This window comes from Lishizhenia tianjinensis (assembly GCF_900116425.1).
Classification (GTDB): Bacteria; Bacteroidota; Bacteroidia; order Flavobacteriales_D; family Crocinitomicaceae; genus Lishizhenia; species Lishizhenia tianjinensis.
Map to the genome: position 1 here is coordinate 932,982 of NZ_FPAS01000001.1, position 13,129 is coordinate 946,110.

The following is a 13,129-nucleotide window of genomic DNA, read 5'->3' on the forward strand; positions in this document are numbered from 1 at the left end:
ACTACTTAAACAAGCGTTGATTTAATTTCGAAAAGGCAGTGATACCTTTAAAGAAACGTGCATATAACAAGCTCCCTGTGTAAAATCCAGAACGATTTGAATCAATATTCTTTGTAGCTTGTTGTAAAGCTTTCCTTTTACGTTGCAATTTTCCTATTTCTCGATAATATTGGAAATGCGCACGAGCGATAGCCCACAGGTGTTTAAACTTGAACTTAACAGCAAATTGTAAGGCAGCAACTCCGTCTAACACTAAGCGTTTCAACATAAATAATGGAAGTATACCTCCATAATTTTTATGTATCATATACAAACTGTTTCGGAAATTTAAAAAGGTTTTGTTCGGACTCTCGTAGTTTAAAGTTCCGCCACCAACGTGATAGACCACAGCATCGGGTGCCGCATAGAAAGCATAGCCTCTATTCTTTAAACGCCAGCATAAATCAATTTCTTCCATGTGCGCAAAAAAGTCTTCATCTAATCCTCCTACTTCATGATAGGCCTCAGACTTTATTAGCATACAAGCACCAGTCGTCCAAAATACTTCTCGCACACCGTTATACTGTCCCTTATCATCTTCAACCTCTCCAAAAATTCTACCCCTACAAAAAGGATAGTAATTTTTATCGATGTAGCCACCGGCAGCACCTGCATGTTCAAAAACATTCTTGTTGTGGTGGGCCAATACCTTAGGCTGTATTCCCACACAATTAGGCAAAGCTTCCAATTGCGCAAGCATGATGTCTACCCAATTCTCTGTTACTTCAACATCAGAGTTTAACAAAACGTAATATTGGGCATCCACCTGTTTCAACGCGTCATTATACCCCTTGGCGAAACCTCCATTGCTGGCATTTTCTATTATCGCTATTGAAGGATAATGTTCTCTTAAAAAAGCAACACTATCATCCGTAGAAGCATTATCTGCCACTATAATTTGATGTCCTTCTGAAAATTGAACCACAGAAGGTAAAAATTGCTCGAGGTAAGCTTTTCCGTTCCAATTTAAGATGACAACGGCAACCTTAGCATTTGACATGTAAAGTAACTTTAGAAATTCTTGTAATAACGACTTGCATTGGCACCGTGAGAATCAACACTACCACCTGTTGGATCGTCTATGTCATTTCCAGGCGTAGTTCTACTGTTGATATAATATTGCCATCTGTAATTTTGTAACTCACCAACCATGTCAGAATGTAAAAGTCTGTACGTGTTGTTTACCATATCAGGATTGTAGAACACAAATCTTTTGTTCGAGAACTTTCCAATTTTATCATACTGCCAAATCTCATAAGGGTATTCACTTGGAGAAGTTGGTCGTGCCGTTATAGAACTAGGAGAACCATATTGTAGGTACACCCTTCCCCTGTCGGTTTCAAATCCAACTTGGAAATTCGTAGCATATAAACGCTCTACCAATTGCACTTGAGCTTTGTATTTCATCCAGTTTTCAAATGATTGAATAGAAGAAGTAGTTTTCCAGTAAGATTGAATGTACTTTCTGTGTAAAGTCGTGTCTTCTTCCTTCAATAATTGAATGATGTTTTTCACATCAGACTGACTAGAAATAGGAATTAAACTTGCCAAATAGTAACGCAATGAATCTGATGTTATAGAAGCTTGAAACGCTGGGTCTATTAATTCATCTTGGTAGTTCGACAAAACATCCACTTGATAGTTATTTCTATCAAAATTAATCACATTGGAAGCGATAAGGTTTTGCTCTGCATCCACAACACTTACTTCCAACAAATAGCTTCCTGCCGGTAAGTTTGTAATATCTATAGATTTTGCAATTGGTTTAATTTCTCCTTCTAACTGGTATTTGTACATACGGTTAAAGGCACTTAAATCCAATTTATTTTCACTGTCATAAATACGTTGGAAAACAACATAATTAGAATCTGTTTCCAAATCTTTACCTATGTTGTAAAGTTCAACATAATACGGTAAAAACTGAAACTCTGAAGGATAGTAATTGGTTAACATGGGTACTACATCATAACCTATTTTAGAAAAAGTGTTTTGATCTTTCGAAATACTAATTCTCTCAGCTAAAACTATATCCGATACAGCTGCCTCTGCCGATAAATCTTCTATTCTAATATTTTTCATGACAGACACCGCTTCGTCTCCAGAGTTAATGTCTTGTATCATCAATTCATAAACATAATCACCTGCATCTAAGGCATAGCGCTGAATATCAAAAAAGTCTTCTACTAAACTGTCTATAATCGGCGGTGAATTCAAACGGTACTTATCGGCTACAACAATAGAATCATCTTGCGAAATAATTTGAACGATTTCTAAAGTAGCTACAGGAAGGCTGTCTACATTGTTGTAATACAAGGTGTGCCCCACAAACTGTAAATGCACCTCTAGATAATTACCTCCGTTGGGTGTATAAAACTGTTTTTCATTCATGTAAGCCCTTAACTTGGCGTCATTTTGAGCAAAGCTAAATGCTGTAGATAAAATAAGTATAAATGTTAAAATTTTAGACATAAAGAAGTACTTAGTATTACAAGCGTAAAGATAACCAAAAATTGAGAGGCTTTAAATCATAGTGGACTTGAAATGCCCAATTGTATACTAGTCTATATTTACAAAAAAATAGTACAAGCTTAACTTATTTGAAATCAAGTAGGAAGAAATTATTTTTTAATTTTTGAGATTTTTCTCTTCAATTTTCATTGTCAATAGAAAAAAGATGAGTACTTTCGCCGCGGAGAAGTGGCAGAGCGGTTGAATGCACCGGTCTTGAAAACCGGCATACTGAGAGGTATCGGGGGTTCGAATCCCTCCTTCTCCGCCAGCAAAAACCGATTCAAACGAGTCGGTTTTTTTTGTGCCCAACTTTTGGTAAAACGAAAGCTTGAGTATTCCCCAATTAAAAGTCCACCACCAAAATAACGACGTTAATTCCATCCTTCGTTAACGAATATCAATTAAATTATTACACTTAACACTCCTCTTAAAACAAATCCGAAATAAGTACTTAAACTTGAGTTATAAGTTCATTTTCATGGTACAACGGGTATTTTATTTTCTTTTCATTCTGTATAATTGCTGCAGTTGTATCGAGAACAATGAATCTAAAATAAACCATGCCGCTCAAACCCAATTATCGGTAAACGAGAAGGCAAACATTATTGCATATCCAGCCCAATCAATTAATATACTCAACGCATCAGGTTTAATTAAGAAACAGTTTCAACAAAACTGTGAATCCGTATTAAGTAGATTGGATCAACTGGATATGCACCTTGTTACGCCAGATTCTGCACACACCAAAAGCAGAGAATTCAACCTTTATTTAAAGGAAATAGAAGATAGCTTACACAGTATTTCTCTGGAATATTTTCAACAAATAAGTCAAAACAACTCAACAAACACGAAATACTATGCTGTACATTTTAAGTCGAAAGACAGCACTATCTGTGTTTACCTCAATCAACAACTCGAGCGCATTTCACTTTCCTCAGAAACGAAAATGATTTCAAAATTCCATGCCTTCGAAAAAGAAAAACAACACATGAAAATAAGGTAGCATTCAAATACAAATCCTTTTTAAGGTCAATTTTACCTACTTCCCTCTATCATCAAAACAAAACAGTTTATTCTCTTTATATTTGTGTCAAACAAAGGAAAAAAGTGAAGCAAAAAACCATAAAAACAATATTCTTTTTGATTTTATTGGCGCCGTTCATGATTTCTTTTGTTGCGCTTAATTTGCGTAAAAGTCAGATAAAAAAGGAGGTCAAACTATTCCTTATGACCTCCGTAGATAAAAAAGACCTTTACTTTTTTCGATTTTCTGAGGATGAATCAAAGAATGAATTGCATTGGGAAAAGGACCACGAATTCGAATACCAAGGCAAAATGTATGATATCGTTGAACAAAAGAAAGAAAACGATACTACAAGCTATTGGTGTTGGTTAGACAGAGAAGAAACAGAACTCAACGCGAAACTCAAACAGTTAACACACTTCAACTTTTTGGGCGATGAGAAGAAGAAGAATTGTGATGGCGCATTGATCTATTTCATGGAAAACCAATACTTTCCACCCCAATATGCGTTTCATTTCCATGAATTAACTTCCTGGAAAAAAGATAATTTCTCCACTTACTTTCCTTTATTAGAAAGGAACATATCTCCTTTTTCACCCCCACCCGATTTATTGTAATCCCTCAATAATTAAACACACGTTAAACGTGTAGATGAGTTCAATAAATCAATACAATGAAAAAAATATATTTATTCTTTGTAATGTGCTTAGCGTACATAAACCTGAACGCTCAGACCATTACAATTACGGATGAGGAAACACAACTTCCTATATCAAATGTTGTGATTACACTTGATGATAAGGTTAATACCCTTACCTCAAATAACGACGGACAAGTTCTTCTCCCCGAAGGAGTAGAATACGCCGAATTAATCTTTAGAAATAAAAATTACAAACCTTTAAAACTGAGCAAAACGGAATTGATAGCACTGGACTATCAGGTGCGTTTGGAGCATGCTTTCTTCACCTATGACGAAATCATAGTTTCGGCCACAAAATCAGAGGAAGGTGAAACTGGTTTACCTCAGGCTGTAACTAGTATTTCGGAAGAACAAGTTGCTTTAGAAAACCCGCAAACCGCCGCGGATTTGTTAGGGACTTCAGGTAAAGTGTTTATCCAAAAGAGTCAACAAGGTGGTGGTTCTCCTATGATAAGAGGTTTTGCCACCAATAGGTTGCTTTATTCTATAGATGGAGTAAGAATGAACTCTGCCATTTTTAGAGCGGGGAACATTCAAAATGTAATCTCCTTAGACCCTTTGGCTGTTGAAAATACAGAGGTTTTATTCGGACCAGGTTCTGTGCTTTACGGAAGTGATGCCATAGGTGGTGTAATGAGTTTTAAAACCTTAACTCCTCAGTTTTCATTATCTGAAGAACCTTTAGTAACTGGTAAGGCACTTACTCGCTACTCTTCGGCTAACCAAGAAAACACCCTTCACTTTGACGCCAATGTAGGTTGGAAGAAATTCGCCATGTTAACGAGTTTTACCACTTCAGACTACAAAGATTTGCGCATGGGAAGCAATGGGCCTGACGACTATTTAATGCCTTACTATGTAGTACGTCAAGACAGCATGGATGTAGTGAGAGAAAATGAAGATGCCAGAGTACAACGTCCTTCGGCTTACGCTCAAATTAACTTAATGCAAAAACTCAGCTATCAAGCGAGTAAAAATGTGTTGTTAGAATACGGCTTTCACTACTCTGAAACTTCAGCTTATGGTCGTTACGACAGACACAACCGCATGAAGAATGGTTTACCGCGTTATGCTGAATGGAATTATGGTCCACAAAAATGGATGATGAACCAATTGAAGCTTACAAATACGAAAGAAACAAAAGTGTACGACAGGTTTACTTTAAATATAGCGCAACAGGTTTTTGAAGAAAGTCGTATCTCAAGAAATTTCAACAAAGACGATAGAGAAATTAGAGCGGAAAAAGTAGATGCTTATTCAGCGAACATGGATTTTGCAAAGCGTTTGGGGAGAAAAAACAAATTGAATTATGGTGTGGAGTATGTTTATAATGATGTTACTTCAACTGGAATCAATGAAAACATTGCTACAGGTGTTTCTCAGGCAGGTTCTACACGCTATCCGCAGTCGGATTGGCAATCTGCCGCACTTTACATTTCAAATGTATATACCCTCAATAAAAAGATGTCATTACATGCCGGTGCTCGTTACAACCAGTACATGATCAACGCTACTTTTGACACGGTTTACTACCCTATTCCTTATACAGATGTAAACATCAACAACGGAGCCCTTACGGGAAGCTTTGGTTGGGTATACATCCCGAATAACAGTAGTAAATTTAGTCTTAACGCATCTACAGGATTTAGGTCGCCAAACATAGATGACATTGGAAAAGTATTCGATTCTGAGCCGGGTGCGGTTGTAGTTCCCAACAAAGATTTAGAAGCCGAATACGCCTATAATATTGATATAGACTACGCCAAAATTTTCAACGATGCTGTAAAAATTGATGTGGCAGCATATTATACTTACTTGAACAATGCGCATGTTCGTCGTGACTTCCTTTTAGATGGACAAGACAGCATAATGTATGATGGACAATTGAGTAAAGTGCAAGCCATTCAAAATGCTGCTAACGCACAGGTTTATGGTTTACAATTTGGACTTGATATCAAATTCTTAAAACACTTTAATTGGTCTACAAACATAAACTACCAATATGGTGAGGAAGAATTAGACAATGGTGATATCAGTCGTGCACGTCATGCAGCACCCTTCTTTGGTAAATCTGCTATTAATTTCAAGCAAGGGAAATTTATGTTTAACTTAAATGTTTTCTACCAAGCTGAACGCAAGTTTGAAGATTTGCCCGTTTCTGAGCAAGGTAAAACAGAAATTTACGCAGCTGATGCAAATGGTAATCCTTACGCGCCAAGTTATTACACCCTTAACTTTAAGGCAATGTATACTTTGAACGAAAATATTGCAATATCAGCCGGAGTTGAAAACTTAACAGATATTAGATACAGGGCTTACAGTTCAGGATTATCCGGAGCTGGAAGAAACATGGTAATGTCCTTACGAATTAAATTCTAAGAACGGATTTAAAAGAAAAGGCGAAGTATTTACTTCGCCTTTTTTAATGTCTTTTCATAAAGCTTGCGTAGTCCAAACGTAAGGAGTACAGCAATAAAAGCAGAGGTTCCCATACCACCACCTAAGCCTTGATACAAGGGAGGAATGTTTAAAAATAAGACGGTAGAAATTCCACCTCCTAGAACAATTTCGAAAAGTGTAAAATTTGCGGCACTCATTCCCACAAAGGAAGCTGTAAATAATATTCCCAAGATAAGATTCGTGTCGGTCACAGGAATAAAATGAAAAACCAGTGCAACACTAAAAATGGGTAAAGCTGAAGCTAATACAACATTCATTTTTGCTTTGTGTTGGAGAAGAAATGTCAACCCTGCCCCCATCATGCCTAAGGCTATAAAAAAGAATATCATCACAATAAAAAATACAGGGTTAAACAAATAGAAATAAAGGCTATGGATCCCAGTTTCCCTCCTACTCCATTGAAAACATTCCTGGCGAACACATAAATACATGCTCCCAAAACACTGGCAAGAATTAAAGTGAAATAATCAGAAGCTTTGGCAATATTTGTCATACCAATAAAACTTCCACAATAGGCTGCTATATGAAGATTATTTGTGTCTTTACTTAGCTTGTAAATACCATAAGCCAGCACCCCAACTCCACTCGAAGCTAGAACTGCAGAAAGGTTTAATTCAACTTGCAAACTAAAGGTGAGAACACTTCCTGCTATTAATGAAAACATGGCTATCAGTGTAGGTTTCAACTTCAGACCGATATCCTGAATGTGGTAATTTAAATACGCCCAAACCAATAACAGTGTGGTAAGAATCATTCCTACAAGAACAAGGATGTCCCAGTTATAATTCCAAGCATACGCAATTAAAAAACTCCCTTGAAGAAGGATGAAAAGGAGTTTCACCCATAGATTGTATTTCTTTCCTTTTAACATCTTGAGTTATGGCATAAAAAAATCCTCCAGCATCTGCTAGAGGATAGAAATATTTTAAGTCTTAATTAATTTGACTTCTTTTTCTTTTTGTCGTCAACCCACTTGTCGTTTTTCAACTCACCAAGTACGATTACATCCTTAATACGGCTATAATCTTCGATAGCCATAAGCATTTCTTCTTTGGTATCTCTTCGAATTTTAATACCGTTGGCTTTAGAGCCTTCGTTTCTTACTTCAATGTAAAATCCATCTTTTAACCGCGCTGGTCTTGTAGGAGGTCTACCCATATCTAAAATTACTTTTTAATTCAAATTGGCAGTTTTTCAACCGCATGCGCCGAAAGATAAAAAAAATAATAAGATTTTTAAAATAATTTCACGAAAAAGTCATGCAAACGATAAATATTTCAGCCCTTTACAAGATCAGGGATGAGTTATTTTTAGGTTTTACTTTAAAACCAAAAATAGCACCAATTATTCCTCCTGCTATATGCGCAAATTGAGAAACATTATCATTTTCAAAAGATCTTAAAATTTCTCCCCCTACGTAAAGTGCAAAAATCAATATGAAAGTAATAGGTATCTCCTTGCCTCTTACATTGGTTAGAGATACTAAGGTTATCATCATAAAGGCGATACCACTTGCTCCTATTAAATTATGTGAGAAAAAGAGGATGTGCACCAAAGCTGTAATCACAGCCGAAAGCACGATCATAAAGAACAACTTTTTGGAACCATACTTCTCCTCCAAAATAGGGCCGAGCAACAATATTAAACTCAAATTACCTATCAGGTGAGATAAGGAACCGTGACCCATTGTATATCCCACTAAAGAAACATACCATTGCCAATTGGTCCAATCAAAATACCCTCCCAAAATACAGATTCTGGGAGGAGTATTTGTAGTAAATATAAAATACACCACCGCACAAATGAGCGAAAATGCCAAAGTAACGGGTGCATTAAATGTAATTTTCATTACGCTCTTTCAATGATGGTAGCGTATCCTTGCCCTACTCCAATACACATGGTTACCAAAGCGTAACGCTTGTTTGTTTTTTGTAATTCCAAGGCTGCTGTGTGTAAAATTCTAGCTCCTGTCATTCCTAGTGGGTGACCTAAAGCAATTGCTCCACCATTTGGGTTAATTCTAGGGTCATTGTCTGCCAATCCCATCTCTCTTGTACAAGCCAAAGCCTGTGCTGCGAAAGCTTCGTTGATTTCAATGATGTCCATGTCATCCATCGTTAAACCTGCTCTATCTAATGCTTTTTGAGAAGCGTATACAGGACCTATCCCCATAATTCTAGGCTCCACACCAGCAACAGCTGAACTAACGATTTTTGCCAATGGTTTCAAGTTGTTACGCTCACAAGCCTCTCCACTCATAATCAATAAAGCAGCAGCTCCATCGTTCAATCCAGATGCATTACCAGCAGTAACAGATCCATTTTCTTTTCTAAAAGCAGGTCTTAATTTTGCCAAAGTATCTACAGTTGTACCTGGGCGCATAAACTCATCTTGCGCAAAAACTATAGGATCTTTTTTACGTTGAGGAATTTCTACGTTTACAACTTCCTCAGCCAAACGTCCATTCTCCCAAGCTGCAGCTGCTTTTTCTTGAGACCATGCAGAGAATTTATCTTGATCTTCACGTGAAATGTTGTACATGTCTACCAAGTTCTCAGCAGTTTGTCCCATTCCATCCGTTCCGTAAAGTTCTTGCATTTTTGGGTTAATGAATCTCCAACCAAAAGAAGAATCATGCATTTGCGCATCTCTTCCAAAAGGAGCAGAAACTTTAGAAATCACCCAAGGTCCTCTTGTCATATTTTCAACACCACCAGTAATGTAAACATCACCAGCACCGTCTTTAATAGCTCTTGCAGCATTTACTGTAGCCGCCATTCCTGATGCACACAATCTGTTTACTGTTTCACCCCCTGAAGTGTGAGGTAACCCAGCTAATAAACCTGCCATTCTGGCAACGTTTCTGTTGTCTTCTCCGGCTTGATTCGCACAACCAAAAATAACGTCTTCTACTTCCTCTACATTTAAAGAAGGGTTACGATCTACCAAGGTTTTGATCACGTGTGCTGCCATATCATCCGGACGCACTGCGCTTAAAGTTCCACCAAAATTACCTATGGCAGTTCTAACACCATCTACTATATATACTTCTTTACTCATAATCAAAATTTGTAGGGCGAAGATAACAATAGTGATGAAAACCATTGTGAATAGATGTTGAAAAGTATATGACCTAAGGACAGATTATTCCTTTATTTTTATGGACGACAGCAAAATGTCAAAACTAAAAACAAACGAAATGAAACATGTATTTTCTATGCTAGCATTATTGTTAGCTGTACAATTTACACAGGCCCAAGAAGAGACTTCCTCGGAAGATCAACGCTATCAGGATTCCATTGCCGCCCTCAATGCAAGCAATGCTACTTCTGCAAAAAGTAAAGAAGCCTACAACCAAGGAATTGCCTACTTTGAAAAAAAGCAATATGCTGAAGCTTTAAAAAGCTTTACTACCTCAGTTCAGGTAGATTCAAAATTTGAGGATGCCTACTACAACAAAGGAATAACGGAAATAGAATTGAAAAAATTCAGTGATGCCGCGCAGAGCTTTGGAACTATGATAAACCTAAATCCTATCTCGGATAGAGCTTATGCCAAACGCGCTTACGCCTACCAAAACAGTAACAAGTTTGCAGAGGCTGAAAAAGACTATGAAAAAGCAATTTCCTTAAACAGCAATAAGGCAGATTATCATTACAATTTTGGAACGCTAAAATTTATGCAACAAAATTACCAAAGCGCCATAGAAAGTTTTGACGCTGCAATAAAGCTTAAACCGAGTATGGTTTACGCCTACAATGATAAAGGAAGTTGTTACCGTATGATGGGAGAATACGCCTTGGCCATTAAGCAGTATGATGAAGCTCTAAAGAAAAACCCTAACCTTCCTTTTGTATTGAATAATTTGGGAACGACCAAAAAGAAAATGGAAAACTACGAAGGTGCCATAGGAGATTTTAACCGCGCTATATCTATCGACAAAAACTTCCACTTAGCTTACCTCAACAGAGGCGTTACCCTAATGGCTAAAAACAGATTAGATGATGCCATTGATGACTTTAGAACATGTATAGAGGTGGCTCCAAATTACTCTGCAGCTTATGCAAATCTAGCGGGAGCTTTGTTCAAGAAGGAAGAGTACCAAGAAGCTTTGAAAATGGCAAACAAAGCCATAGAATTAGACCCAAGCAATGCCACAGCTTATGTGAATAGAGGTATGATCAACGAAATGTTGCGACAACAAGACAAAGCTTGTGCAGATTGGCAAAAAGCCAAAGAATTAGGTGCAGAAATGGGAGAAAGATATTACTCAGGAAATTGTGGTTATTAGAAAATTAAAGATGAAGAAAAAAATATTAACAGGAAGTATTTTCTTGGCAGCCCTATTTTTACAACAGGCACATGCGCAAGATGTTGAATTTAAATCTTCCAATTTTAAGGATAAGAAAGAAGAGTTTAAAAGCATAGAAGAAGGTCTAGAAAAAGCTGAACCTTTCTACCAAGCCGGTTTTGATCTTGTTTTCAATGTTAAGGACCCAGGAATGAACTTTAAACAAGCGTTGAATTATTATGAAAAAGCGCAAGAATTCAATCCGAATAGTGCATTGAATAACTTTCATTTAGGAATTTGTTATTACTATTCATCGGAACCTTATAAGGCAATAGCGTACATATTAAAAGCGAAGGAATTGAACCCTGAATGTGATCCCTTTTTATATTTCTACCTTGGCGCTGTTTACCAATTGGAAGAAAAGTTCAATGAAGCCATAGAGGCCTACAAATACTTTGAAAACGATTATAAAAAAGCGGATGATTTTACAAAATTTGTTACGCAGCGTAAAAGAGAATGTGCCTACGCCAAAGAACGCAAGGCTAATCCAGAGCGTGTTTGGGTGGATAACCTGACGACCATTAACACGGCATATGATGAAATTGCTCCCTCTATTACAACAGATGGATCTCAAATCATCTACAGTTCTAACAAACCCAATGGACATACGCCCGATGAAGTTGGTGAATATGATATGGATATTTATTACACTGACTTTGAAGACGGAAGTTGGAACACCCCAAAACCTCTTCCTGGTGCTGTAAACACGCCTAATGATGAAGTAGTAAACAACCTTTATTATGATGGAACAAAGCTCTTGTTGCACAGAGAATTAGATGGTCAAACAGATATTTTCGAATCTTTCTTGAACGGAGCGAACTGGATGAATGCCAATCAACTTCCAGTACAAATCAGTTCAGATAGAAACAATGAAAAATATGCCTCTTACAACTTTGATGGTTATAAAATCTACTTCGGAAGAGAGGTTGCTTCTCGCTCGAATGGTTATGACATCATGTTTTCAGGTTTAAAAAGTAAAATCAATGGAGACTATGGAGCAGCTGCGAACGTAAGTACAGTAAACTCTAAGTTTAACGATGGTCCTATTTACTTGGCCATAGACGGAGAAACGATGTATATCGCTTCACAAGGACATGGATCTATAGGAGGTTATGACATCTTTGTCTCTTACAAAAAGCAAGGTACTTGGAGCAAACCTGAGAATATGGGCTACCCCATCAATACCCCTTACGATGATTTCTTTTTTGCCAACACAGCCAATGGAAAGTTTGCCTACATCGCTTCTAACCGAGCGGGAGGAAAAGGTGGTTTTGACTTATACAAAGTTACGTTTTGGGGCGCGCCAAAAGAGCCTGCTTTTGACATGGAAGACTATTTGTTAGCAAGTGTAGCCTCTCCTATCAAAGATCCTCAAATAGCCAATACAGTAGAGGTTAACAAGACTTCGCTGACCGTATTTAAAGGAAAAACTATAGATGCATTAACAGGTAAAGCAGTTGAGGCAGAAATTGATATCATAGACAATGAAACAGGGAAAGTGATAGAACAGTTTACTACAAACAGTGCAACGGGTAAATTTCTATTGTCCCTACAAGCCGGTAAAAACTATGGTATTAGTGTGAAAGCAGAGGGATATTTATTCCATTCAGAAAACTTTGACATTCCAAACGGTAGTGCTTATCAATTGGTAAACAAAATCATTGAATTGAAAAACATTGCGGTAGGAAGTAAAATAGCCCTCCGAAACATTTTCTTTGATGTAGGAAAAGCTAATTTAAGAGCTACTTCTAATACTGAATTGGATAGATTGGTAAAACTTCTAAAAGATGTTCCGAGCTTAAAAATTGAAATTTCTGGTCATACAGACAACACAGGTTCTTCATCGATTAACGATCAATTATCGCAAGACAGAGCTCAAGCTGTAGTGGATTATTTAGTCAACCATGGAATTGCTAAAGATAGAATCACAGCTAAAGGTTATGGATCTACACGACCTATAGCCTCTAACAACACCGCCTCAGGCAGACAAGAAAACAGAAGAACAGAATTTGAAATTATTGAGAATTAAATCTTATTCTGAATA

12 protein-coding genes and 1 tRNA gene are annotated in these 13,129 nt (G+C 37.2%); 6 read left to right on the forward strand and 7 right to left on the reverse strand.

The genetic code is table 11. The features are described from left to right. Nucleotide 1 precedes the first annotated feature (1 nt). Together BM327_RS04400 and BM327_RS04405 are read right to left on the reverse strand one after the other, a co-directional pair. Complete coding sequence (locus BM327_RS04400; protein WP_090246769.1) at nucleotides 2–1,039, reverse strand: glycosyltransferase family 2 protein; 1,038 nt, start codon at nucleotides 1,037–1,039, stop codon at nucleotides 2–4. Nucleotides 1,040–1,050: 11 nt separating this feature from the next. Further along, nucleotides 1,051–2,508, reverse strand: coding sequence for a GWxTD domain-containing protein (locus BM327_RS04405; RefSeq protein WP_090246771.1), 1,458 nt, complete (start codon nucleotides 2,506–2,508; stop codon nucleotides 1,051–1,053). A 222-nt stretch (nucleotides 2,509–2,730) separates the two neighbouring features. Between BM327_RS04405 and BM327_RS04410 the strand changes: the two genes are divergently transcribed. From BM327_RS04410 to BM327_RS04425, 4 genes are all read left to right on the forward strand, one after another. Continuing rightward, a tRNA-Ser gene (locus BM327_RS04410) sits at nucleotides 2,731–2,818 on the forward strand. A gap of 210 nt (nucleotides 2,819–3,028) precedes the next feature. Continuing rightward, nucleotides 3,029–3,553, forward strand: coding sequence for a hypothetical protein (locus BM327_RS04415; RefSeq protein ID WP_090246775.1), 525 nt, complete (start codon nucleotides 3,029–3,031; stop codon nucleotides 3,551–3,553). 224 nt (nucleotides 3,554–3,777) lie between these two features. Then, on the forward strand, nucleotides 3,778–4,191 hold the full coding sequence (locus tag BM327_RS04420) for a hypothetical protein (RefSeq protein WP_139230248.1): 414 nt from the start codon (nucleotides 3,778–3,780) through the stop codon (nucleotides 4,189–4,191). A 56-nt stretch (nucleotides 4,192–4,247) separates the two neighbouring features. Next, nucleotides 4,248–6,653, forward strand: coding sequence for a TonB-dependent receptor plug domain-containing protein (locus tag BM327_RS04425; RefSeq protein WP_244526191.1), 2,406 nt, complete (start codon nucleotides 4,248–4,250; stop codon nucleotides 6,651–6,653). Nucleotides 6,654–6,682: 29 nt separating this feature from the next. On the opposite strand, the gene BM327_RS04430 is transcribed toward BM327_RS04425, so the two are convergent. From BM327_RS04430 to BM327_RS04450, 5 genes are all read right to left on the reverse strand, one after another. Beyond that, nucleotides 6,683–6,991, reverse strand: coding sequence for a hypothetical protein (locus BM327_RS04430; RefSeq protein WP_139230249.1), 309 nt, complete (start codon nucleotides 6,989–6,991; stop codon nucleotides 6,683–6,685). A 71-nt stretch (nucleotides 6,992–7,062) separates the two neighbouring features. Then, a complete protein-coding gene (locus BM327_RS04435) occupies nucleotides 7,063–7,605 on the reverse strand; it encodes a hypothetical protein (protein ID WP_090246788.1) in 543 nt (180 codons plus the stop codon). A gap of 65 nt (nucleotides 7,606–7,670) precedes the next feature. Then, complete coding sequence (locus BM327_RS04440) at nucleotides 7,671–7,892, reverse strand: hypothetical protein (RefSeq protein WP_090246790.1); 222 nt, start codon at nucleotides 7,890–7,892, stop codon at nucleotides 7,671–7,673. A gap of 127 nt (nucleotides 7,893–8,019) precedes the next feature. Further along, nucleotides 8,020–8,583 (reverse strand): rhomboid family intramembrane serine protease, encoded by a 564-nt coding sequence (locus BM327_RS04445; protein WP_090246793.1) that lies wholly within the window; start codon nucleotides 8,581–8,583, stop codon nucleotides 8,020–8,022. Then, a complete protein-coding gene (locus BM327_RS04450) occupies nucleotides 8,583–9,794 on the reverse strand; it encodes an acetyl-CoA C-acyltransferase (protein ID WP_090247612.1) in 1,212 nt (403 codons plus the stop codon). Before BM327_RS04450 ends, BM327_RS04445 begins: the two co-directional genes overlap by 1 nt. Nucleotides 9,795–9,933: 139 nt before the next feature. Here BM327_RS04450 and BM327_RS04455 point away from each other — a divergent pair, with 139 nt between their 5' ends. After that, on the forward strand, nucleotides 9,934–11,025 hold the full coding sequence (locus BM327_RS04455; RefSeq protein ID WP_170853668.1) for a tetratricopeptide repeat protein: 1,092 nt from the start codon (nucleotides 9,934–9,936) through the stop codon (nucleotides 11,023–11,025). Between the two features lie 10 nt (nucleotides 11,026–11,035). Next, nucleotides 11,036–13,114 (forward strand): OmpA family protein, encoded by a 2,079-nt coding sequence (locus BM327_RS04460; protein ID WP_139230250.1) that lies wholly within the window; start codon nucleotides 11,036–11,038, stop codon nucleotides 13,112–13,114. Nucleotides 13,115–13,129: the final 15 nt, after the last annotated feature.